Below are 24,673 nucleotides of genomic sequence, written 5' to 3' on the forward strand. Positions count from 1 at the left end.
ATGTCGTTCAATTAAAATGCGATTGCAATAGAAAAATCTATCGCAAATTTTTTATTCTTGGCGGCATACGCCAGATCCAAGGCGATCGGGCCGGCAGGTGTCATATAGCGTGCACCTACTCCGTAAGCTTGCTTGCCACTAAAATCGCGCCAGGTATCGGCAGCATCACCCACATCCATAAAAACGGCACTGCCCCAACTGGCGTCTATCCAATGAAGATATTCGGCGCTGGCGACGGCCATCACGCGGCCGCCGGTCACACCAGTTTCGTGTTGTATGCCCAAACTTCTGTAAGTATAACCACGCACCGTGGTACTACCTCCAGTAAAAAATAAATAATCCTCAGGGATACCATCCGATCCTTCAGAAAAAACCTGCCCCAATTCGCCACGTAAAATGATGCTATCGCGCGCGCCTACCGGTATCCAACGCTGGTATTTTCCGTAAGCACGCACAAAACGTTGATCAGAAAAAACTGCCTTCTCTGAGGCGGCCAAGTCGAATACAGCGATCTGGCCCTTGCGAGGGGCGAAATTATTATCAACATCGCGCCAGGTCCAGCCTATAGAGGCAACCAAAGCACGATTCTCGCTAGGGGCTTCACCACTCAGCTGACTGGTTTCGAAGGTCAGATTCAGGCCCAGGCGCTGCTCTAATTTATTACGTGTGGTGGTGCGTTTGACACCCATAGCAGAACGGGTGGTATCGAGACCGTTTAAATCGGTATGATCATTCAACACACCAAATGAATCCAATTGATTACTGGCGGTCGGCGGTAAATAGATATCCGCATAGGCAAGCTGACGCCTTTGCTCGAGTCTAAAGGCGCTGCGCAAATCCCAGGCTCGGTCAAACAAGTGCCGGTCTCTATAGGTCACTTCGGCCCTAAAACCGGTATTCGTGCTGTAACCGACGCCGAGCGCCAAGTCACGTGCGCGTCGCTCAACCACGTTGACATCCAAAGGCACCGCCTCTGGCTTACTGGAATCCGGATCGACGCTCACCGCGACAGTAGAAAAATATGGCGAATTTTGTAATACCCTCTGAAACTCCAACAAACGTTCGCGTGAATACGGTTCGCCGGGTTTGGGTGGCGAATAGCGATCCAATAACCACCTAGGATAGCGCTGCAAGCCGTTGACAGCCATCTCTCCTAGCACGAAAGGCGGACCGCTAGCCACCTCTACTGCCAGCGCTGCAGTATATTTTTCTGCATCTATGATGGCACTACTGTTTTCAATTTTTGCGCCTGCATATGATTCGTCACGTAAATTATCCAATAACTTGATTTTCGCACGCCCCCATTCAGCGTCACGAAAAGCCGCACCTTGCGGTAGCAACCATTTCTTTATCAAGCTATCACGTCGCGCGACTTCTTTAGCTTCACCGGCATTCACGGCATCAGCCAAGGAGCCGGCAAACTGTAAGTCGAGTGTATGCACGGTTGTGCGCTGCCCCGCATCGATATTCACCAAAATCACCTTAGCATCTTCGCGTTCTTTTTCGAACTTGACGACAGGTGAAAAATATCCCTCTGTTGCCAGGATAGACGAGATTGCATTGCGTATTCTTTTTAAGACGCCGGGCGTCAAAGTGAGCGCATCAGTGGATTTGGACAGCTCAGGGATGTGCTCAATTAACAGACTTTGCCATGCGTCATCGGCTTGTCCTAGCCGAAACCGCGTCAGCGTCGAGCTTACGCTCAAGATTTGATCTTGCTCCAGATCAGGCTCATTATCTTCTAGCGCAGCTTCAGAAGTCGCTAGCGGTTCTGCGGTCGCGACAGTCTGGATAGCAACAGCACTGTCATTGCTGCTAATGTCTTGCGGCGCCGGTGTCAATGTGAATGGCATGGACCAAGCATCGCTGACAGGCGAAATCAACAGCAGAGTAGCTGCATATGCGAAGAAACGCGGATAAGTCACTTGGTTGCCAACCCTACCCTATTGATGCCCAACTTTTTGGCTTCAGAAATAACTTGTATCACTTCATCGTATTTTATTTCTTTATCGGCAGATACCAGCACCGACAGCTCTGGTTTGGCATCATGATATTCACGTAATTTCTGCATCAGTTGTTTGCGATTGGCCGCCGTCTCTTTGGACTCTTGCTTGCCGTTACCATTACTACTACCGCGGGTGTTGAGGCTAATGGTGGCCGAAGCGTCGGGGCTAAGTGAAATTTCTATATAGTCGGAAGGTGGTTGCGTAGACTGTCCTGCAGTAGGTAAATTAATTACGCTAGGATTAGTCATCGGTGCTGCCACCATAAAAATCACCAGTAGTACCAGCATCACGTCGATGTAAGGTACCACATTGATTTCGGCTTTGAATTTACGTTTACGTTCGCCACGCAGAGTACTCATGCAATCTCATTCGCTTTCATTTTGCGCCAGCTTTTAACGTGATTGTCTTTGTAAAATATTTGAAAACTCTTCAATAAAAGTTTCAAAATGGATCGCCAATCTATCGATTTCATGGGTGTAACGGTTGTACGCCAATACCGCCGGGATCGCCGCAAACAGGCCGATGGCAGTAGCGATCAAGGCTTCGGCAATCCCCGGAGCGACCGCCGCCAGGGTGGCTTGCTGGACATTCGCCAAACCGCGAAACGCATTCATGATGCCCCAGACAGTACCAAACAAACCAACATACGGCGACACTGAACCCACTGAAGCCAGAAAAGATAAATGGGTTTCCAGGGTGTCCATTTCACGCTGGTAAGCAGCGCGCATCGCACGGCGCGCGCCATCTAACATGGCACCGGGATCCATCGTGGTTTTAGTGATCGCCTTGACCTTATGGTATTCGTTCATGCCGGCCTCAAAAATACGCTCGAGCGCACCAGTTTTTGCTTGATTATTGCGATGGTTAGCAGACACCACCTGATATAACTCGACCAGGCTACCGCCAGACCAGAAATTGCGTTCAAACTCTTCGGTTTGAGCGCGCGCTTTTTTTACCGCAAACATCTTGCTGAAGATATAGGTCCAACTGGTGAGCGACACACCTAAGAGCAAGAGCATCACGAGCTGCACCAGCAAAGACGCATTGGTAATGAGGGTAATAAAGGAAAGATCTTGAGTAACAGTCATGGCGGGATTTTCTTTTTTACTGGAATAACGAATAAATAAATCAATGAAAAAATACGGCAAAAAAATGCATTAAATCATACGGAGATCATGGCCAAAACCGGTTCAGGGATAGCACTAGGGCGCAAACTACGCGCATCGACACAGCCAACCTTAATCTTGCCACTAGTGAGCAAACGATCGCCGCACCATGCCTGCTGAATGAACTGGACCGAAGCTCGCCCCAGGCGTTCGACTATCACAGCTATCCTGAGTTCATCATCGAGTCTGGCAGGTGCATGATACTCGACTGCCGTAGATTTGACGACAAACATAGCCTGATGCTGGGCCAGCATCTGCTGTTGATTAACACCTGCAGTGCGCAGCCATTCGGTACGGGCCCGCTCAAAAAATTTAAGGTAATTGGCGTAAAAAACGATACCTCCGGCATCGGTATCTTCGTAATACACCCGCAGCATCCAATTAAATTCTTCTGGCATCATAATTCATCTATATTTAGGGGGAGTATCATCAATTATCGGTCTAAGACGCGCATGAATACTGCGCAGATAAAATATACTCCACTCCAGTATTAAAAATAATCAAGAAACATTCCGGCGTACATTCAGCGGCCCGAAACCCTGACAGGTCGGCATCATCTCTATGTAATTAATATTTACGTGCGGCGGCAAAGTAGCGATCCAGTAGGCCGACTCAGCGATATCGACTGCAGTCAGAGGTACGGTGCCTTCGTAGACTTTGGCTGCGGCAGCATCATTGCCACGAAAACGCACATTGGAAAACTCAGTGCCACCACACAAGCCAGGCGCGATGTTGGTGGTGCGGACCCCCGTGCCGGCCATGTCGGCACGTAAATTTTTGGTGAACTGTTCGACGAAGGCCTTGGTCGCGCCATACACATTGCCGCCAGGATAAGCGGTAGATCCAGCGATTGAGCCTATGTTGATAATCATGCCGCTATTGCGCGCCACCATCTCAGGCAAAATTGCGCGCGTCACCATCACCAGACCTTTGGCATTGGTGTCTATCATGGTTTCCCACTCATCCAGCGAGGCCTGATGTGCCAACTCTGTACCCAAGGCCAAACCGGCATTATTGATCAAGACATCAATCTGCTTCCAGTTGGCAGGCAAACTGGCCAGCGCCTTGGAAATGGATGCTTTATCGCAGACATCCATGGTTACTGGCAACAAGTGCGCGCCCAATTCTTGCTGCAGACTTGCCAGGCGCTCTGCGCGTCTGGCGGTGGCGATCACCATGTGCCCGTGATGCACGAACTTGCGCGCCATTTCCTCGCCGAAACCTGAACTTGCTCCTGTGATTAAGACGATCATGGCTAACTCCACTAAGGTTAATAATCAATGCAACGAAAACAAATAAATCGTATTTTAAGATAGTTAGAAAATGCGCTTGGGCTTTGCCGCCGCTGCTCTAACTATTTCCGTGTCGTCTGAAATACGCAATCAAACCGGCAGTGGAGGCATCCAGATTCTCGTCATAAGCCTGATCGCCATTAATCGCAGGCAATAGGCGATTCGCCAATTGCTTACCCAACTCCACGCCCCACTGATCAAAGGAATTCAAACCCCAGATCACACCTTGCACAAACACTTTATGTTCGTACAGCGCCAGCAACATGCCCAATTGAAATGGATCCAGGCTAGGCATCAAGATGGTGGTCGATGGCTGATTGCCGGCAAAGACTTTGTGCGGCAGTAATTTGGCGATACTCGCCTCGTCCAAGCCGGCCGCACTCAGTTCGGTGCGAGCTTGCTGTTCGGTTTTCCCAAAAGCCAGAGCGCCACTTTGCGCCAGACAATTTGCCAGCAAAGGGGCCTGATGTCCGGGCAAAGGATAATCGCTGGACGCAGTCACGACAAAGTCGCAAGGTATTAGCCAACCACCTTGATGCAGCAACTGAAAAAACGCATGTTGCCCATTCACGCCAATCTCACCCCAAACGATAGGGTTAGCACGACAAGTCAATGGTTCACCATCGCGATTGACGGTCTTGCCGTTCGACTCCATCTCAAGCTGCTGCAAGAAGGCGGGGAAATGCCGCATCGATTCGTTATACGGCAAAACTGCACTGGTTTCTGCGCCAAGAAAATTAGTGTTCCAGACCGAAATCAATGCCAACAACACCGGCATATTTTTATCTAAGGGCGCTGAGCAAAAATGTTTATCCATGGTTTCGGCACCTTCCAGCAAGCGCTCAAAGCGGCTCATACCTATCGCCAGCGCCACCGACAAACCAACTGCCGACCACAACGAATAGCGACCACCGACCCAGTCCCATATTTGCAAAATATTTTGATCGGGAATACCGAATTCATGCGCTTTATGCGGGCTAGAAGTAACCGCAATAAAATGCTTGGCAACGGCCCACTCTTCCATCGCAGCAGCCATCAGCCAGGTGCGTGCAGTATGTGCGTTGATGCTGGTTTCTTGCGTCGTGAAAGTTTTCGAGGCAACGATAAACAAAGTGGTGCGCGGATCGAGTTTTTCTAATAGCGGTGCCAAGTGCGCGCTATCAAGATTCGATACGTAGTAAAAATCGAGACCAGGATGCTCGGTCGCGGAGAGTGCGCGCGTTACCAGCTTAGGCCCCAGATCGGAACCACCGATGCCGATATTCACGACATTTTGTATCGCATCGCCCTTAAAGCCGCGCCATAAACCACTACGCACCCGTTCCACGATGTCGCGCATCTGTTTGCGCACCGCACGCACCTGCGGCATGACATCGTGCTCGGCATTTGGAAATGGAGTAAACGCAGTGTGCCGTAAAGCGGTATGCAGCACCGCACGGTCTTCGCTGAAATTAATTTTTTCACCGGCAAACATTCTATCGCGCCAGCCCGCCACGTCGGTACTGCGCGCCAATGCCAACAAATCATCCAAGACTGCAGTATCGATTCTTTGCTTGGAATAATCTACCAGCAGATTGTCGAGCTCGAGTGAAAAACGGCTAAAGCGCTGAGTATCGGCAGCGAACAGATCGCGCAAATGTTGATGCTCTAATCTGGTTTTATGCCCCAGCAGAGTTTGCCATTCAGGAGTAAGGGTCAGATTCATAGCTTCGGTAATAGTTTAATCGGAGAGCAAATTTGCCAGAGCCACATATTGTTCGAGTGGGATGGTTTCGGCGCGCAACTGAGGATCGATACCTACCGACAGCAACTGCGCTTCAGTAAACATACCCGCCACACAATTGCGCACGACCTTGCGTCTTTGCGAGAAGGCCTTAGTCACCACTTGCTCCAATTTACGTACATCGCAGGCTAAGCGTGTGGTTTTAGGGATCATGCGCACGATCGCAGACTCCACTCTAGGGGGCGGATCGAAGGCGGTTGGCGGCACCACAAACAACAGATCCATGTGATATCGCCATTGCAGCATCACCGATAAGCGGCCATAGGTTTTACTGCCAGGCTCGGCTACCATGCGTTCCACCACTTCTTTTTGCAACATAAAATGCTGATCTTCGACCAGATCAGTAAATTCGGCCAGATGAAACAACAAAGGACTGGAAATGTTGTAGGGCAAATTACCAACGATACGCAGTTTTTTGCCTGTAGCGACCGGCAAGGAAGCAAAATCAAATTGCAGGGCATCGCCCTCATGCACGATCAGCTTGGCAGGATCAAAGCTTTTTTTCAGGCGAGCCACCAAATCTCGGTCTAGCTCCACCACATGTAAAGTCGTCAAACCTTCGAGCAACAAGCGTGTCATGGCCGCCAAACCTGGGCCTATCTCGACCATGCTTTGATCTGGCCGTGGGTTGATGGCAGCGATGATGTTATTGAGTACCAGTTGGTCAGTTAAGAAATTCTGACCGAAGCGCTTGCGTGCAATGTGTTTCATAGATGATTTTGCGGATAATTTTCTTGTTATTTTTTAGAGGAATGGCCTAGGTCTAGCCTTGCCGATTCACCATCTGCGCAGCCATTCTGAGCGCCACTAGCATACTACCGGCATCGGCATGGCCTACCCCGAGCTTACTCAGATCGAGCGCGGTACCATGATCGACCGAAGTGCGTATCAAAGGCAAACCCAAAGTGATATTGACGCCGAGTCCAAAACTGGCGTGTTTCAAAACCGGTAGACCTTGATCGTGGTACATAGCCAGGACACAGTCGGCATCTTGCAGATATTTTTGTTGAAACAGCGTGTCGGCAGGATAAGGGCCGCGCACATTCAAGCCTAAGCCTTGCGCTGCTGCAATCACTGGACTGATCACATCGATTTCTTCGCGTCCCAGATAGCCATTTTCACCGGCATGTGGATTCAAGCCTGCTACCAGTATCAAAGGCTTAGCAATGCCAAACTTGCTTTGCAAATCGTATGCGATGATTTTCAAAGTGTTGAGCAGTTGATCAAACTGGATCGCTGCGGCAACGTCTTTTAATGGTAAATGCGTGGTGGCCAAAGCGACTCTGAGCGGCTGCGGCAAACTAGCAGATGCCTCACAGGCCAGCATCATGACGACTTGTTCGGTATCGGTTTTTTCCGCGAAATATTCGGTATGTCCAGTAAACGGTATGCCTGCATCATTGATGGTGCTTTTTTGCAGCGGCGCGGTGACAATAGCCTGACACCATTTTTGCTGCACACTTTCGATAGCCACGTCCAGAGTTTGCAATACGGCACGGCCATTGCGTGGATCGAGTTGACCGGCGATGACATGGGCATCGAGCGGGCAATCAATTACGGTAAGCTGATCCTTGCCGCAGCCAGGTAAACCATTGTAGCGCAGCGCCTGTTGCGATACGCCCATCAAACGGATCGCAGGATCGAGTTCATTCGCCAGCATGGCTAAATATGCGGCATCGCCCAACAGTACAGGTCTCAGCTCATGCCGCAACTGCCATGCTGCGCGCAGCGATATCTCCGGCCCTATACCAGCAGGTTCCCCTACCGTGACCGCAATCACCGGGCGCTGTTGTGACATTATTTATCGTCCAGGCGAAATTCAACATAAGCGCGGTCGCGCAATTGGCGCAACCAATCTTGCAAGGCCTCATCGGCTTTGCGCTCGCGCACCGCCTGACGTGCCGCCAGCCGTTTTCTGTCCTTAGAAACGTCGTCGGTCTTGCGCTCTAGCACTTGTATCAGATGCACGCCGTAAGGCGATTCCACCGGATCACTGACTTCATTGATGGCCAGCTTATTCATCGCTTGCTCGAACTCGGGTGCGGTATCGCCAGGGAAAACCCAGCCCACATCGCCACCTTTAGAGGCGGATAAATCGTTGGAAAATGTTTTTGCTAAGTCTTCAAAACTGGCTGCCTTATTGTCCAGGCGCTGCTTAAGCTCCACCAATTTACGCTTGGCCTCGGCCGAACTGACAACCTGAGTCACTTTAATCAAAATATGTCGGACATGGGATTGCTGAGGCGCATCCACCGCTGTGGCAGCACCAGCGGCACGTTTCCCTAGTAATTTAATCAGATGAAATCCGTTTGCGCTACGTACGATTTCAGAGACGCCACCGACTTTGGTTTTATTGATAGCATCGATAAATAATTGCGGCAAACGATCTTGTTCGCGCCAGCCGACATCGCCGCCTTTTAAAGCTTCAGGCCCATCGGAATAGGTGGCAGCGAGTTTTGCAAAATCTTCGCCGGCTTGAATTTTTTTCAAAACTTCTTCGCTGCGAGTGCGTCTGAGTGCGATCACTTCTGGCGAGGCATTCTCAGGGATGCGCACTAAAATTTGCGCCAAATTTAATTCTTGCTGACCGCCCACCGTTTTTTCTTCTGCAGCAAGGAAATTATCGACCTCTAATTCAGAGATCTGAATTTTGCTATCGACTTCGCGCTCACGTATACGCTGCATCAGAATATCGTCACGGATCTCTTCACGGAAACGGGCAAACGGGGTACCTTCACGCTCGACCTGATTTCTAAATTCTTGGATAGACATCTTATTTTGCTCTGCCAGACGCTGCATAGAGCGATCCAACATCACATCGTCGACCCGTATTCCATTTTCTTTGGCCAATTGCAACTGGGTGCGATCGACGATCATGCGTTCCAGTAATTGTTTTTGCAAGTCGACGCGATTCGGTAAAGCCGTTCCCTGAGCTGCCAGACGTTTCTCTACCGAGCGCAGACGTTCATTGAGCTCTTGACGAGTGATCACCTCATCATTCACCACCACCACAATGCTATTCACCACTTCTGCTTTGGCGTTTTTAGACGACTGTGGCGTCGCCTTCACTAAGGGCGCAAGCAGTGGTGCTTCGGTGGCGTTCGTTTTAAACTGCGCCCACACCGAACTCGATGCCAGCAAAGATACAGAGACCGCTAAATAAATAATTCTTTGATTCATGGGCAAAATGTGTCGCATAGTGATCCAAATTTCATGTTAAAAACGAAGGCGTGGTTGATGCTTCACCCCTCCCATCACCAGAGTCTGGTGAAAGCTGCAATATACACGCTAATTAATCGGTTGATAACCCGATATGCCCTTTCTCAAGGCGTCCATCGTATTCGACCCCAACTTGGCCAAACCGTTCAGTTCTAACTGTATCGAAATGCCAGTGGTACTCGTGGAGGTGGCAGTGACGAACCTTTGTGCCAAGACTCGAAATGACCAACAATCCTGTTTATACTCAAAACCGGCCAAACCCTCGATCAATTTATTCGTTTGCAAAGAAAAATTACTTCGGCCCACCATATACCAGCGTTCGGCCAACGGCCATTGCATCGAAACATCGATCTGCTTGACCTGATTATCCGGTGTCACTTTGTCGCGCTGAAACCTGTACTCCGCATTGATGACTTTTTTTGGACCAGGGTTCCAGCGCACACCAAAATTGGAACGTACCGACTCATGATCGGTTTGACTTATCTGCAAGTTGATATCAGCGCTCAAGGTTTTTGAAAATTTTCCACCTGCTGACAAAAGCAAATCTGAGCGACTCTGACTCTCGCCGGCACCCAGCGTGACCTTTTGCTGATTGAAATAGAGTCTTTGCCCTATCGCCATTTTAAAGCGTTCTTCGCCATCGCTCTCGATGAAACGCGATACCAGCGCTGTGGTGATCTGATTGGCATCACCAATTCTGTCTTGCCCCGTGAAGCGGTTTTCGGTGAACATCTGGGCGAAATTAAAATCTGCCGTGCCGCTGTCAAAATTTGGAAACAGGCTTTGATCGCGATACGGAGTATTTACATAAAACAGCCTAGGTTCCAGAGTTTGGGTCATTAGAGAGCCAAACCAGTTGGCCTGACGCTCAAAAATCAAACCACTATCGACAGAGACTGTAGGCACGGCAATTTGAAAGTGATCACCCAGACCAGGCCCAGGATTCGACAGACTATAGCTGGCAGCATGTAAAGAAAGTTTTGGTGTGACAAAAAATCCTGGCTGAATAAAAGGCAACGACACTTGCGGATTAACCACGAGCCGCTCTCCTTGCACCATAGTCGGATGACCAAAACTGGTGAATATCGTATCAACAGCCCAGTCAAAACCCATCACATCAAATTGCCCGCCATGTAGCGTCAGTTGCGGCAAGCGATCATATGGCGGCGTGATCGGTGCTTCAATATCTTGTAATACCTGGTACTTGGAAGTTAAAAGATTCACATTCCAAAACGTTTCGGCATAGGTCAGGGACAACTCACGTGGTAAAACACGCACGGCTGTTTTGCTAATATTCGCGGCAAAATCGGCCGGATATTCGTCATCCGAGGCATAATTAATATTCCACGCCATCGACACCTTAGGCATCAAAGTCTGGGTATGTATCGAGGTCAGAGCATAACGATTTGTTCCGGTCTGCTTGTCACTAGGTAAAAATTCAAAATTCGTTTCTCCGGCATAAGCCGCACCTAAATACCGACCATCCAAGCCCACTTGCAAACCACGTTTTTGTATGTACTTAGGAAACACCGTCAAATCGCGATTCGGCGCGATGTTGAAGTAATACGGCAGGCCCACTTCCATACCGCCATTCGACGAACTCCCCAAACTCGGTGGCAAGACCCCGGAATGGCGCGCATCTGACAATGGAAAACTCATCGCCATAAAAGAAGGCACTGCCAGAATGGGTACCCGTTTGAAGTAGACCACCGAAGTGCCGGCGATACCGGTGTCGAGACCTGTGTCGAGATTTAAGGTGTCGGCCTTCAGATACCAATCCGGATCTAATCCTTCGCAGGTGCTGTAGGTACCGTGAACTATCGTGGAGCGCTCTTCATCCTGAAAATCGATACGATCGCCGCCGCCCTGACCATTATTACGCAGCAATTTATACGTAGGGTTGAGCACCGAACCGGCATTGGTATCGAGTCGCATCTTCATGGTGTCGCCGTTATAGCAATCGCCATTGCGCGTGACCCGCACATCACCGCGAGCATCAACTTCATCCTCCAGATTACGGTAGGTGGCGTGATTGGCAATAATCGTGGTGTTACCTTTAACCACTTCCACCTTTTCATCAAAATTGACAAAGCGATCGGGCCGGCCCGAAATTTGTTCGGCCTGGATAAAGGTCGTGGCATTTTTATCGTCGGTCTTAGGCTTACCGGCAATCGCAACACTCTGCACTTGCGCGTGTCCCATGAGAGGCCAGGACAAGGCCGCCAACATGGCAGGCAGCACGGCTAAGCGCCACGCCGGACGCCTACCAGCCACGGCATTTGCCGGAAATGTAGAAAACAAGGGCTGCGGGTGAGATAATACGAATTTCCGGCGCATGTAATGAGTAGGCTAAGGCGTTAAGGCGAATATTTTCTGTTTATGCGAAGTGCAGGCAGCCATCATTTGTGATGAAGCTTAAAATCAAGCGCACATTATAGGGGGAAATAGCCTAAGCCCGTCGTTTTTACCCATAAACCGTCCCGCCCGCCCCATAAAATGGTTTTTTCTAAGAATTTTCGCTATGTCAATTAATCCAGACCACCCCCTCACACCCGCAGCAAGTAGCAATTTCGCCGATACCAATGCCAATGAGCAAGATAGTCTGCGCATGGCCGCTATTCATGCCTGGTTAGCGCAAATAAGCAGCCCTGCCCTGCTCGCCGCCAGTCTGCGTCCGGCCTCGGCCGATGCCAGCTTCCGCTGCTATTTCCGCATCGATGCAACTGATGGCAAGACGTACATCGTTATGGATGCGCCGCAACCGGCAGAGGATGTCAGGCCTTTCATCCAGATCGCCGAACTATTTGCGCAGATCAATCTAACGGTACCGCAAGTACTGGCACAGGATACAAACCAAGGTTTTTTACTCTTGAGCGACTTGGGCACAACGACCTATTTTGATGCTTTCAAAACTGAACCTGAACGCGTTCATAGCCTCTACATGGATGCGATTGCGTCCCTGGTGCAAATGCAAAGCCATAGCCAGCCCGAGGTATTGCCGGAATACGACCGCGCCTTTTTCCTGCGCGAGCTGATGATCTTCCCGGAATGGTATTTAGGCATACATAGAGGAGCCACACTGACCGAAGAGCAAAACACCAGCCTGCACAAGGTTTTTGACGCGCTGCTGGCGAATATCATGGCGCAGCCGCAAGTCTACGTGCACCGCGATTACCATTCGCGCAATCTGATGGTGATGGAGCAGGGCAACCCCGGCATTCTCGATTTTCAGGGCGCGCTGTACGGCCCCATCACTTACGATCTGGTGTCGCTGCTGCGCGATGCCTACGTCTATTGGGATGAAGACAAGGTGCTCGATTGGGCGATCCGTTATTGGGAACAAGCACGTCGTGCCGGCTTACCGATCAGCCCTGAATTTGACAGCTTCTATCGCGATTTCGAATTCATGGGCCTGCAACGCCACCTGAAAATCCTCGGTATTTTTGCTCGTCTGGCACATCGTGATGGTAAACAGCACTATCTGAAAGACATCCCGCTGGTGATGTCGTATGTGCGCAAGACCGCGCAGCGCTATAACATCCTGATCCCTTTATTACGTTTACTCGATGTCATAGAAGACACCGCACCGGTCGTTGGCTTCACCTTTTAAGTCCTGAGCTAGTAAGGCAATATGGGGAGTATCAGTAAAAATACCCCATATTACGCAATAGAATCGCGCGCACATTTTAATACTCCCACTCAGTATAGAAAAGATCTATGAAAGCCATGTTACTTGCCGCCGGTCGCGGCGAACGGATGCGACCGCTGACCGATACCTGCCCTAAGCCTTTACTCAAGGTACGCGGCCGCCCTTTGATCGTCTGGCACATACTCAATCTGGTAAAAGCCGGCATCACTGAAATCGTCATCAATCACGCCCATCTGGGTCACATGATAGAACAGTTGCTAGGCGACGGTAGCCAGTTCGGCGCACAGATACGCTATTCGGCCGAGGCAACTGCGCTGGAAACCGCCGGTGGCATCGCCAAGGCCTTGCCACTGTTGGGCGACGAGCCGTTCATCGTGGTCTCGTCCGACATTTACATTCCGCATTTTAATTTTAGTGAGTGCCTCAACACGCTGGAAGACAATGACATGTGGGGCAATCCGCATCCTCTGGATAAGCGCGACGTGGCCTGGCTGTACATGGTAAAAAATCCCTCATTTCATCCTGAAGGAGATTTTGCGCTGAACCTGATGGGCTTGTCGAATCAAGGTAAAGAAGGTGAACCGCGCCTTACTTTCGGCAATATCGGTGTCTATCGGCCCGAGATGTTTACCGGCATCAAGGCAGGCGAACACGCCAAATTAGCGCCAATACTGCGCGACTACGCCGATCGCGGCCAACTCGGCGGCGAATTGTATAGCGGCGTCTGGCACAACGTCGGCACCCCTGAGCAATTGGCCGCGCTTAATGCGCCGCTCAATGGGCCTTTAAATGGGTCTTTAAACCGCACAACAACGCAAGGAAAGCAGACATGAGTGCGAGCATGAACGCGTATTTCCAGCGTCGCCAGCAATTGCTGGCGCAGATGCAGGCGCACGGTGGCGGTATCGCCATTCTGCCGACCGCACAAGAAATGACGCGCAATAGCGACAACACGTTTCCGTTTCGCCACGACAGTTATTTTTACTACTTATCCGGCTTCACCGAACCGGAAGCATTGATCGTCTTAATCGCCAATGGCAGTGAACAACGCAGCATTTTATTTTGCCGCGAAAAAGATCTGGAACGCGAGATCTGGGACGGCTTCCGTTACGGCCCGGCAGCAGCTCAGGCTCAGTTTGGCTTTGATGCCGCCTTCCCTATCGGAGCACTAAACGAAGAAATGCCCAAGCTACTGGCCGATGCCAGCAGCTTATTTCACAGCAGCGGCACCGATGCCAAGCTCGACGCCCAATTGCAGCAATGGATGGATGCGGTACGCGCGAAATCGCGTAGCGGCGTCACCACACCAGGAAAAACTCTGGATCTTCGCAGCCTGCTTGATGAAATGCGCGTATTCAAGGATGCCAGCGAAATCGCGCTGATGCAAAGCGCTGCCACAATTTCTGGGGCAGCGCATGCGCGTGCCATGCGCTGTGTCCGACCTGGTATGCATGAATATGAATTAGAGGCAGAGCTGCTACATGAATTTCGCCGCCAGGGTTCGCAAGCGCCAGCTTACGGCTCCATCGTCGCCGCCGGTGCCAATGCCTGCATCTTGCATTATCAAAGCAATGCCGCCCGCATCAAAGATGGCGACTTAATCCTGATCGACGCTGGCTGCGAATTTGACAGCTACGCCTCCGACATCACGCGTACCTTCCCGGCCAACGGCAAATTTAGCCAGCCCCAAAAAACTCTGTACGAGTTAGTGCTGACAGCTCAAGCGGCAGCGCTGGCTTGCGCCCGCCCCGGCGCCGGCTATATGGAAGGTCACACCGCGGCAGTACGGGTACTAACACAGGGCATGTTAGACACCGGCTTACTCGACAAAAACAAGGTCGGTAGTCTGGACGATGCGATCGCCAGCATGGCCTACCGCCAGTTTTACATGCACGGCACCGGCCATTGGATAGGATTGGACGTACACGATGTCGGCGACTATCGCGAGACCCACAAGGTCGGCAATGAACGCCCTTACCGCAAACTGCAAGCGGGCATGGTGTTCACCATAGAACCTGGCATCTATGTGCGTCCGGAGGTAGGTGTGCCAGAACAATACTGGAACATAGGCATACGCATAGAAGACGATATCCTGATCACACCCGAAGGCCATCTGAATCTAAGCCGCGACACGCCAAAAACCGTGGCCGAGGTTGAAGCCCTGATGCAAGCAAAATAAAAATTTAAACCAAACAGTCGCCTCGACATTAGGAGAGCAGCATTTTGACAGCGCACGTACACATCGCCATCTGCGGCGCCGGGCCGGTCGGCCAGGCACTAGCCCTGATGCTGCAGCAGCAAGGCTATGCGGCCAGCGGAATCTTACTGCTAGACGCCAAAACCGCAGAGCAAGCCAGAGCGGATGCACGCTCAATTGCGCTCTCATATGGTAGTCAGCAGATCCTGCGGGCGCTGCAGGCCTGGCCAATCAAGGCCACCACGATTACCCAAATCCACGTCTCGCGCCGCGCCCATTTTGGCCGCAGCCTGATCAAGGCCGCTGATTATCAATTGCCAGCATTGGGCTATGTGGCGCGTTACGGTGACATCGTGACAACGCTGCAAAATTTAATTCAACAGCGCGGCATAGCCCTGCAAAGACCAGTACAGGTAAGCGCGCTAGAAGAACAAGTGGATCTGGTCGAACTGACGCTCGCTGACGGCAGTAAGATCACAGCAGATCTGGTGATACAGGCCGAAGGCGGCACTTTCAGCGCGCAACAGCAGTTGCCGCAAAAAGCGGGGGGCCGCCATCACGACTACCAGCAGACTGCAGTGATCGCTCACATCATCAGCGACACGCCGATCGCCGGGCGCGCCTTCGAGCGTTTCACTGATCAAGGACCGCTGGCATTGCTGCCGCAAGAGGATGGCTACGCGCTAGTCTGGTGCATGCGTCCGGACAACGCGCAAACTGTACTAGCGCTGGACGAGACCGCCTTCTTAAGCGCTTTACAAACCGCCTTTGGCGGCCGCCTTGGCAAGTTTATCAAAGCCTCGCATCGTCACGCTTACCCGCTAGGCCTCAACACTCAGCAAGCAGAACCGAGTTCGCCCCAGGCGCGCAGCATCAAGATAGGTAATGCCGCCCAAACCCTGCATCCGGTGGCCGGCCAAGGCTTAAATCTCGGCTTGCGCGATGCCGTCGTGCTGGCTAAATGTCTGGCCGCGCAGCTAAATACACAAGGCCATTGCCAGTCGCCCGCAATGGCGATCAACGACTTCATCAGCCGACGTCAGAGCGACCGCACGGCCACCATCAACATCACCGACGGCATGGCCAGAATCTTCGCCAGCGCGCCCGATGGCGCACTCAGCCAAAGCCTGCTCGGCCTGGGTCTGTCTACGCTAGACCTGATCGCTCCGGCGAAAAAAATGCTGGCAGAACAGATGATGTACGGCTGGCGCTAAATAGACATCAGGCAATAGAACTCAAAAGCGGTAAAACTGACACGCATATTCCATGCGCCTCCCAGGCCGAATGTGCCTGAAGAAGCGCATGGAATATGCGCACTGCCATAGGGTTAAAACAGAACCAACAAGCTTGGCTATTACAGCGGCGCAGCTAATTACGACTTACACAAAACCGCCACAGCATCGCTGTATGAGGCTTGCCGCAACAATTTTGCGTAAGTCCTAACTCTCTATCCATCAAAAATTTTTTTTACGCAGTGAAAAGAGCCTGCGCATAAAAATTTAGAGTACAGACTCAGTCATATAGACGTAAAAAAAGCCTGAAAAATCAGGCTTTTTATTCTGCGCATTAGTCGCAGTATTACTCTTCGTAGACTTTAAAACGCGGATCATCTGGATCAATAGACAAGATGCCTTGCGCCTCTTCTTTCATCTGAGTCTCTTGCGAGCGCTGCTCGGACTGACGTTTTTCTGCCAGATAGGCATAAATCGCAATCACCAATTCCTGGCAACCTTCGTGGGTCAAGGCCGAAATTTCAAATACCGGACCTTTCCAGGCGAAGCGTTTGACGAAATCCTTGACACGTTTTTTGCGCTCTTCCGGGCTCAGGATGTCGAGCTTATTTAAGACCAACCAGCGCGGTTTCTCGAACAGAGATTCATCATACTTGCGCAGCTCTTTGACCAGCGCCTTGTTATCTTTAACCGGATCGACGCCTTCATCGAAAGGTGCCAGATCGACGATATGCAGCAGCAAACCGGTGCGCTGTAAATGCTTAAGGAACTGTACGCCCAAGCCTACGCCATCGGCCGCACCTTCGATCAGACCAGGAATATCGGCGATCACGAAACTTTTTTCGTGGCTGACGCGTACCATGCCCAGATTCGGATGCAGCGTCGTAAACGGGTAATCAGCAATCTTAGGACGGGCGTTCGACACCGCAGTAATGAAAGTCGATTTACCGGCGTTCGGCAAACCTAACAGACCGACGTCGGCCAATACTTTCAATTCCAATTTTAATTCGCGGCGCTCACCTTCTTTACCATCGCCACGCTGACGCGGTGCACGGTTTGTTGAAGATTTGAAATGGATATTACCCCAACCACCTTCGCCGCCCTTAACCAGCACCACTTCCTGACCATGCTCAGTCAGATCGGCAATCGGTTCATCGGTATTGCGGTCAACAATTAAAGTGCCAACTGGCATGCGCAACATAATATTGTCCGCGCCCTTGCCGTAACAATCGGCACCGCGACCATTTTCGCCATCTTTGGCTTTATGCAACTTGGCATAACGAAAATCGACCAGAGTATTGATGTTGCGATCGGCCACCGCAATAATGCTGCCACCCTTGCCGCCATCGCCGCCATCAGGGCCACCAAATGGTCGGAATTTTTCACGACAGAAGGAAGCGACACCGTTACCACCATCGCCTGCAATGACTTCAATTCTTGCTTCGTCGATAAATTTCATTTTTGCCACCTAAACAATAGAGCTTTACAGCTTTAAGACCAGCATCAAGAAAGGAATCGAGCGCGCTGCGCAGCGCAATTCCTCGTAATTTCTCTTGATGACCAGTGAATACGATAGAGGGTCCACAAAGCTGTTTGCCGTGCAGCGAATGCGCGCACCAGGCAAAAGACGACTTTGCATCCATCCTGAATTTTTAATTTTATATTACAAATTAAAAAGGCTCTACCAACGGCAGAGCCTTTTTATATACGGGCTTGCGCCTTACTAATTGCTTAAGCGGCTACAACTGCAGCTGCTGTTACAACAGTAACGTATTGACGCTTAGCAGCGCCTTTGATTGCAAATTGTACTTTGCCTGGTGTCAGCGCGAACAAAGTGTGATCTTTGCCCATACCGACGTTTTCACCTGCGTGAACGCGTGTGCCGCGTTGACGAATGATGATACCGCCAGCATTGATAGACTGACCGCCGTAAACTTTAACGCCGAGTCGCTTTGACTCTGAGTCACGGCCGTTGCGCGTGGTGCCGCCGCCTTTTTTGTGTGCCATTTATTAGCTCCTTGAAAATCAGGTGAGTAAATTGCTTTATCGACGGATTAACCGTTGATAGAAACAATCTGCAGTTCAGTGTAGTTTTGGCGATGGCCTTGACGCTTCTGGTAATGCTTACGACGACGCATTTTGAAAATGCGCACTTTGTCGTGGCGTCCGTGATTAATCACCTTAACCAGCACCGTAGCACCTGCGACCAATGGAGTACCAACTTTAATGGTATCTCCCTCGCCCATGGCGAGTACTTGATCTATGGTGAGTTCGGAGCCAATGTCTGCAGGTATCTGTTCTACTTTAAGTTTTTCACCAGCGACAACTTTATATTGTTTGCCACCGGTTTTTATGACCGCGTACATGTGAAACCTCATCAAATAAATATAGGGATTTTCTCTCGCTTTAAAAAAGCTACACAAGAAAGCGGGAGAACCGCGGATTATACATAGACTTGGCGTTACAGTCAAAACTATTTGCATATTTTTTCAGCAGCCCACGGCATTAAGGTGCCAGTTTCGCTGCGTCACTTATGACCGCCGGATCTATTCGCCCAGCATGAATAGCCTTCCAGGTAGCGATACTGCGCCATGCCGGCGCACTCAATTGCAAATCCCACAAAGCGATTCCCATGCCTAGTGCCCGCGCCTGTTGCACATGCGAGATGACATCTATTCCCAAATCGCCCTTACCCCAAGTCCCTAGCCAAGTGGGCATGCCCATTAAGATTTGCTCACGCTGATACCCGGCGTTGATTGCATACGCCAATTGCCAGCTGTATTTAAACAGTGCGGCGCCACCTTCACATACCGCTTTGCCTTTCGGGGTGAATGTGGCAACACTCGCCTCATACAGGTCTTCGTAACCCATACTATGGATAGCATCCACCTGCCCCAGCCAATCGCCCCACCAACTCATATTAGGCGCATTTGCACAAGGACTATGAAAGCTATCAATAGTCAGCAGTTTCCGCTGCGCCTTGAGCGGAGCGGCCAGCTCCTTCACAAACCTGGCATACGCGACTCGGTCAACATCCAAGGCTCCTTCGCCTTCTAAATCGAGATCAATGCCATCAAGCTGATATTTATCCATCTCTGCCAACAATGCCGCGATAAAGGCTGCACGTTGCTTGCCAAAAGCGCGCCGGGCCAGTGACCAATCCCACCGGTTATTCACTTGGGAGTTATTGTAAACCGTCAAAAACACCTTAATGTTGCGGTCCCGTGCCCAGTCACGAAAGCGCAATACATCAGCGGCCTTGACCGGTTGCCCTTGTTTATTGATCGGGGCGAATACCACAGAACGGCCGTCTGGACTTGGGTTCCAGAACTGCAAACCTATGCGCGTCAAACCCTTGTCTATCTCAGCTTGCGATGTTAGTGCCTCCATCGCTGCACCCATCCCATAAGCCGGAACCCATCCCATAACTTGAGTGACACCCTCCGCAGCGCGACTATTTACACAAAACAATAGACTGAGCATGGTCAGCAGCATAGACATAATTAGGCGCACATTAATCCCGTTATCATCACAAAAAAGAACCCATTGTTGGCGCTAAAACGGGCATTTGCAATGTATATCGACTGGTCTGCCTATTTCGGAAAAATTCCCCAATTAATTCACTGCAGCACTAGCAAAATTGGTCTTCTGTCTCTTTCTAAGCCTCAAATTTATTTTTCAAAAATTTTTAAAAAATACCCTCTCCGGAAACACAGCATCCGCGCGCCTCACAGAGGCGCAAGGCCGGAAAGGCGCATGCCTAATGCGCCGCTGAGCATGTCGTATCCGCACAATCAATCAACCTGCATAGGCTACTCGAAGATGCAAAGCTTGACTTAATACAGCACTTCCTCGCGCCATTTTCCGCAAATCGCATTGCAACATCGTATAATCGCGCTATCTTGAATTTTTTGCAGGTTTACCCTTGTCTGCCATCAGCCCACAAAACAGCATCACAGAATTTATCGCACCAGAAATGGCCGCAGTAAATCAAGTCATCCGACAACAACTTCACTCCGAAGTCCCACTAGTCAATCAGATCGCTGAGTACATTATCAGCGCTGGTGGCAAGCGTATTCGGCCGGTGCTGGTTTTGCTGATGGCGAACGCCTATCAGTATCAAGGAACACGTCATCATGAATTAGCGGCGATTGTAGAGTTCATTCACACCGCTACTTTGCTGCACGATGATGTAGTCGACGAGTCCTCGTTAAGACGTGGTCGCCAGACTGCCAATGCCTTGTTCGGCAATGCCGCCTCAGTCCTGGTCGGTGATTTTTTATACTCGCGCGCTTTTCAGATGATGGTTGGCATCAACAGCATGCAAGTGATGCAAATCCTCGCCGATGCCACCAATGTGATCGCAGAGGGCGAAGTCTTGCAACTACTAAATATGCATGACCCTGATGTTTCCGAAGAACGTTACTTGCAAGTGATACGCTCAAAAACCGCCAAACTGTTTGAGGCTGCCGCGCAAATCGGCGCTTTGATCGCTGGCGCCAGTCCCGAGCAGATTGAGGCTGCAGCCGAATATGGTCGCTCGCTGGGCACCGCTTTCCAACTAATTGACGATGCGCTCGATTACACAGGAAACGCCGAAGATATCGGTAAAAACGTCGGGGATGATTTACGTGAAGGCAAGCCTACCCTACCTTTAATTTATCTAATGAAACACGGTACTGATGAACAAAGAAATTTAGTCAGGGCCTGCATAGAACAAGGTGATGAATCTAAATTTGAAGCTATCTTGGCAGCAATCACAGATTCTGGCGCACTCAATTACACGAAAGATGAAGCGAGTAAAGCGGCCTTGCGCGCTACCAACTCGATAACTGGGCTCACAGAAAGCCCTTATAAACAAGCCTTACTGACGCTGGCCAGTTTTGCAGTTGACCGCAACCACTAAACGACGATGCCTCCACCTAGATCTGGCATAGCAATTTTGTTGAAGCCATTGCTGATGGGCCAGATGTGAACATTATTCCTATCTGGGTGGAATTATCGGTTTTAGCAGGACTGATACTGGTCTCAGCTTTTTTCTCCATGACTGAGACCGCCCTGATGGCGATCAACCGCCACAGACTCAAACATCTGGCAAAACGAGGCAATAAACTCGCTATCACGACAACGTGGCTACTGGAGCGCACAAATAAGCTATTGTCGCTGATTTTAATTGCCAATACTGTCATCAATGCCTTAGTCACAGCTCTACTCACCTCACTTGCGATAGAGACATTTGGCAATGACGACAAGGTAATTACGATCGCCACTGCCACAATCGCTTTTTTCATCATCGTTTTCGCTGAAATTACGCCAAAGATTATTGGTGCAACTTATCCCGAACGCATCGCACTCCCCGCCAGCATCATCTTGCGACCATTGCTCGCATTTACACAACCGCTGATCTGGTTCGTCAATTTATTTGTAAATGCCTTGTTACAACTACTGAGGATAGATGTCAGTAAAAAATCTCATGAGCAGCGCTTGTCGCAAGAGGAACTGCGTTCGATAGTCCTAGAAGGGGGTAGCTTCATACCGCAGAAACACAAGAGCATCTTGCTCAATTTGTTTGACCTTGAAAATATCTCAGTCAACGACGTAATGACACCCCGTTCCCAAATGGAAGCGCTTAATATCTATATGCCGATTGCTGATATAAAGCAGCAACTGGTCACCTGCGAACACAATAAACTACCGGTCTACGAGGGTGAAATTAATCAAATCATAGGCATATTACATGTTCGAAAAGCAATTGTATTACTCAATCAGAGCGAAGTAAAAATAGAGCGTCTTCGACAACTATTAAGTACGCCCTATTTCATTCCCGAAGAAACAGATGTATTTGCTCAGTTACAATATTTTCAGGAAAATCGCGAAAAATTAGGTATCATCATCGACGAATATGGTGAAGTACAAGGTTTGGTAACTCTGGAAGATATTTTAGAGGAAATGATAGGCGAATTTACCACGTCAGTCTCCGGTGATGCGCGCACAGCTTCCTTAACCTGGAATGCGAAACAAGAATGCCAGTTGGAAGCGAGTTCGACTCTACGTGACATTAATAAGCGTTTGAAACTACATTTCCCTTTGGATGGCCCAAAAACTTTGAATGGCCTGTTATTGGAATATTTGCAAGACATTCCAGAGGCGAATATCAGCCTTAAATTGAGTGGCTGTATTATTGAGGTGCTGGAAGTGCGAAATCAAACCATTAAGGTGGTGAAACTGATACGAAACCCAGATATGCCATTAGTAAAATAGTTTATTTATAAGAACATCGCTATACTGTAAATCAGGATTGTCGCGGCGTGCCGCAGTACTATAGTTTTGCAAAGCGCCATATTCCGAAGTAAAGCTTGATTTAATAAATACTTTCATTCAAAAGACCCTATGTCTGCTGTTTCACCAAATTCTGCTGCTCAAGCATCAACATCGTCAGGCCTCGCCAGAGCGCTGATACAGGCCAATGTATTGTCGCTGGCGCAAATAGATCCTATACACAAGAAATCACTGGTCGAAAAAAGTCACTTTGTCGATGGTTTACTCCAAAGTGGCTTAATCAACGCCCGCGATCTGGCATCGTTTTGCTCCGAAACATTTGGTTATCCGCTGGTGGATTTAGCGGTATTCAATGAAAGCATGCTGCCTGAAAAAATTGTCAACGTAAAACTCATGCAGTCACAACGCATGGTGGCTTTGGCGAAAAAGGGCAATAAGATTTCACTCGCGATCTCCGACCCAACCAACACAAATGCTCTGGATCAAATCAAATTCCAAACAGGGCTGGGCATAGAATTGGTGATCGTGCAGCACGATATCCTCCTCAAGTTATTGGAAAAGCTGAGCAAAACTTCTGAACAAAGCATTACGGATTTGGCAGGTGATGACTACAGCATCGAGTTCAATGAAGAGGACATGAGTTCCGGGGTTCCCGATACACAAGCTAGTGAAGTCGATGATGCACCAGTTGTTAAATTTTTACAGAAAATGCTGATAGACGCCATTAATATGGGCGCCTCAGATTTACATTTTGAACCTTTCGAAAAATTTTATCGGATACGTTTTCGTGTCGATGGTGAACTCAGAGAAATTATCCAACCTCCAATTGCAATCAAAGACAAGTTGGTTTCGCGTATCAAGGTTATTTCTAAATTAGACATTTCTGAAAAACGCGTGCCTCAAGATGGTCGCATGAAACTGACCTTGTCACCAACCAAAGCTATCGACTTCCGGGTCAGCGTACTACCGACTCTGTTCGGCGAAAAAATAGTTATGCGTATCCTGGATGGTTCTCAAGCCCAAATGGGGATTGATGCCTTAGGTTATGATCCGGATCAAAAAGCCATACTAATGGATGCAATTCAACGCCCTTACGGAATGGTACTGGTCACGGGACCAACTGGTTCAGGAAAAACGGTTTCTTTATATACCTGCCTGAATGTAATAAATAAGCCAGGCATTAATATTTCAACAGCCGAAGATCCGGCTGAGATCAATTTGCCTGGAGTGAACCAGGTAAATATCAATGACAGAGCTGGGCTCACCTTTCCGGTAGCCCTGAAGGCATTTTTACGCCAGGATCCTGACATTATCATGGTCGGTGAGATTCGAGATCTGGAAACTGCCGACATTGCCATTAAAGCCGCACAAACAGGTCACATGGTGTTTTCTACCTTGCATACCAATGATGCTCCGTCGACCTTGACGCGCCTAATGAATATGGGGGTCGCGCCTTTCAATATCGCCTCATCCGTTATTCTGATTACGGCACAAAGGCTAACGCGCCGACTGTGTACGTGCAAAAAGCCAGTCGAAATTTTAGATGAAGTTTTATTACAAGCTGGATTCAAGGAAAACGAACTCGATGGCAGCTGGAAACCCTATGGCCCAGTTGGTTGCGAACGCTGTAGCGGTAGCGGCTACAAAGGGCGCGTTGGCATTTATCAGATCATGCCGATTACGGAAGCAATAGAGCGCATCATTCTTGCCAATGGCTCTTCCCTGGAGATCAAAAAGCAATCGGAAAAAGAAGGCGTCAGAGGTCTACGACAATCAGGCCTACAAAAAGTAAAGCAAGGTGCAACCAGTCTAGAAGAAGTATTAGGCTGCACTAACGACTAAAGCGACAG

The 24,673-nt window shown here is 49.8% G+C and carries 21 protein-coding genes; 7 read left to right on the forward strand and 14 right to left on the reverse strand.

Annotated elements, in window-relative coordinates:
• Positions 1–11: 11 nt before the first annotated feature.
• The 10 genes from ACO0K8_RS18445 to ACO0K8_RS18490 all read right to left on the reverse strand — a co-directional run bounded on the left by ACO0K8_RS18445 (position 12) and on the right by ACO0K8_RS18490 (position 11,767).
• The gene (locus ACO0K8_RS18445; protein ID WP_422948112.1) at positions 12–1,853 is read right to left on the reverse strand and encodes an autotransporter assembly complex protein TamA; all 1,842 of its coding nucleotides are present in this window, start codon (positions 1,851–1,853) and stop codon (positions 12–14) included.
• Positions 1,854–1,921: 68 nt separating this feature from the next.
• Entirely contained in the window at positions 1,922–2,365 is a 444-nt protein-coding gene (locus tag ACO0K8_RS18450; RefSeq protein WP_422948113.1) for an ExbD/TolR family protein, read from the reverse strand.
• A 33-nt stretch (positions 2,366–2,398) separates the two neighbouring features.
• On the reverse strand, positions 2,399–3,094 hold the full coding sequence (gene tolQ, locus ACO0K8_RS18455; protein ID WP_422948114.1) for a protein TolQ: 696 nt from the start codon (positions 3,092–3,094) through the stop codon (positions 2,399–2,401).
• A 74-nt stretch (positions 3,095–3,168) separates the two neighbouring features.
• Entirely contained in the window at positions 3,169–3,570 is a 402-nt protein-coding gene (gene ybgC / locus ACO0K8_RS18460) for a tol-pal system-associated acyl-CoA thioesterase (protein ID WP_422948161.1), read from the reverse strand.
• A gap of 102 nt (positions 3,571–3,672) precedes the next feature.
• Positions 3,673–4,425, reverse strand: a complete 753-nt coding sequence (locus ACO0K8_RS18465) for an SDR family oxidoreductase (protein WP_422948115.1) — start codon at positions 4,423–4,425, stop codon at positions 3,673–3,675.
• A 97-nt stretch (positions 4,426–4,522) separates the two neighbouring features.
• On the reverse strand, positions 4,523–6,169 hold the full coding sequence (gene pgi, locus ACO0K8_RS18470; protein ID WP_422948116.1) for a glucose-6-phosphate isomerase: 1,647 nt from the start codon (positions 6,167–6,169) through the stop codon (positions 4,523–4,525).
• A 15-nt stretch (positions 6,170–6,184) separates the two neighbouring features.
• Positions 6,185–6,958 carry a 16S rRNA (adenine(1518)-N(6)/adenine(1519)-N(6))-dimethyltransferase RsmA gene (gene rsmA, locus ACO0K8_RS18475; protein WP_422948117.1) on the reverse strand — a complete coding sequence of 258 codons (774 nt, stop codon included), beginning with the start codon at positions 6,956–6,958 and terminating at the stop codon, positions 6,185–6,187.
• Positions 6,959–7,010: 52 nt separating this feature from the next.
• On the reverse strand, positions 7,011–8,045 hold the full coding sequence (gene pdxA, locus ACO0K8_RS18480; RefSeq protein WP_422948118.1) for a 4-hydroxythreonine-4-phosphate dehydrogenase PdxA: 1,035 nt from the start codon (positions 8,043–8,045) through the stop codon (positions 7,011–7,013).
• Positions 8,045–9,445: a peptidylprolyl isomerase gene (locus ACO0K8_RS18485; RefSeq protein ID WP_422948119.1), complete on the reverse strand. Its 1,401-nt coding sequence runs from the start codon at positions 9,443–9,445 to the stop codon at positions 8,045–8,047. Before ACO0K8_RS18485 ends, pdxA begins: the two co-directional genes overlap by 1 nt.
• A gap of 90 nt (positions 9,446–9,535) precedes the next feature.
• Complete coding sequence (locus ACO0K8_RS18490) at positions 9,536–11,767, reverse strand: LPS-assembly protein LptD (RefSeq protein WP_422948120.1); 2,232 nt, start codon at positions 11,765–11,767, stop codon at positions 9,536–9,538.
• Positions 11,768–12,074: 307 nt separating this feature from the next.
• On the opposite strand from ACO0K8_RS18490, the gene ACO0K8_RS18495 reads away from it, so the two are divergent.
• From ACO0K8_RS18495 to ACO0K8_RS18510, 4 genes are all read left to right on the forward strand, one after another.
• Positions 12,075–13,076, forward strand: a complete 1,002-nt coding sequence (locus tag ACO0K8_RS18495; protein WP_422948162.1) for an aminoglycoside phosphotransferase family protein — start codon at positions 12,075–12,077, stop codon at positions 13,074–13,076.
• A gap of 107 nt (positions 13,077–13,183) precedes the next feature.
• Positions 13,184–13,948, forward strand: coding sequence for an N-acetylmuramate alpha-1-phosphate uridylyltransferase MurU (gene murU, locus ACO0K8_RS18500; protein ID WP_422948121.1), 765 nt, complete (start codon positions 13,184–13,186; stop codon positions 13,946–13,948).
• On the forward strand, positions 13,945–15,294 hold the full coding sequence (gene pepP / locus ACO0K8_RS18505) for a Xaa-Pro aminopeptidase (protein WP_422948122.1): 1,350 nt from the start codon (positions 13,945–13,947) through the stop codon (positions 15,292–15,294). Before murU ends, pepP begins: the two co-directional genes overlap by 4 nt.
• Positions 15,295–15,338: 44 nt before the next feature.
• Positions 15,339–16,526 (forward strand): FAD-dependent monooxygenase, encoded by a 1,188-nt coding sequence (locus ACO0K8_RS18510; RefSeq protein ID WP_422948123.1) that lies wholly within the window; start codon positions 15,339–15,341, stop codon positions 16,524–16,526.
• Positions 16,527–16,890: 364 nt separating this feature from the next.
• On the opposite strand, the gene obgE is transcribed toward ACO0K8_RS18510, so the two are convergent.
• The 4 genes from obgE to ACO0K8_RS18530 all read right to left on the reverse strand — a co-directional run bounded on the left by obgE (position 16,891) and on the right by ACO0K8_RS18530 (position 20,057).
• Complete coding sequence (obgE, locus tag ACO0K8_RS18515) at positions 16,891–18,003, reverse strand: GTPase ObgE (RefSeq protein WP_422948124.1); 1,113 nt, start codon at positions 18,001–18,003, stop codon at positions 16,891–16,893.
• A gap of 272 nt (positions 18,004–18,275) precedes the next feature.
• On the reverse strand, positions 18,276–18,551 hold the full coding sequence (gene rpmA / locus ACO0K8_RS18520) for a 50S ribosomal protein L27 (protein ID WP_304772120.1): 276 nt from the start codon (positions 18,549–18,551) through the stop codon (positions 18,276–18,278).
• A 47-nt stretch (positions 18,552–18,598) separates the two neighbouring features.
• The gene (rplU, locus tag ACO0K8_RS18525) at positions 18,599–18,910 is read right to left on the reverse strand and encodes a 50S ribosomal protein L21 (protein WP_422948125.1); all 312 of its coding nucleotides are present in this window, start codon (positions 18,908–18,910) and stop codon (positions 18,599–18,601) included.
• Between the two features lie 139 nt (positions 18,911–19,049).
• Positions 19,050–20,057, reverse strand: a complete 1,008-nt coding sequence (locus tag ACO0K8_RS18530) for a glycosyl hydrolase family 18 protein (protein ID WP_422948126.1) — start codon at positions 20,055–20,057, stop codon at positions 19,050–19,052.
• Positions 20,058–20,469: 412 nt separating this feature from the next.
• Here ACO0K8_RS18530 and ispB point away from each other — a divergent pair, with 412 nt between their 5' ends.
• The 3 genes from ispB (at position 20,470) to pilB (ending at position 24,665) form a co-directional block, all read left to right on the forward strand.
• Positions 20,470–21,450: an octaprenyl diphosphate synthase gene (gene ispB / locus ACO0K8_RS18535; protein WP_422948127.1), complete on the forward strand. Its 981-nt coding sequence runs from the start codon at positions 20,470–20,472 to the stop codon at positions 21,448–21,450.
• Positions 21,451–21,515: 65 nt separating this feature from the next.
• The gene (locus tag ACO0K8_RS18540) at positions 21,516–22,805 is read left to right on the forward strand and encodes an HlyC/CorC family transporter (protein WP_422948128.1); all 1,290 of its coding nucleotides are present in this window, start codon (positions 21,516–21,518) and stop codon (positions 22,803–22,805) included.
• Positions 22,806–22,934: 129 nt separating this feature from the next.
• Positions 22,935–24,665 carry a type IV-A pilus assembly ATPase PilB gene (gene pilB, locus ACO0K8_RS18545; RefSeq protein ID WP_422948129.1) on the forward strand — a complete coding sequence of 577 codons (1,731 nt, stop codon included), beginning with the start codon at positions 22,935–22,937 and terminating at the stop codon, positions 24,663–24,665.
• The last annotated feature ends 8 nt before the right edge of the window (positions 24,666–24,673 follow it).

It is taken from the genome of Undibacterium sp. Ren11W (genome assembly GCF_049340485.1).
Classification (GTDB): domain Bacteria; phylum Pseudomonadota; class Gammaproteobacteria; order Burkholderiales; family Burkholderiaceae_D; genus Undibacterium.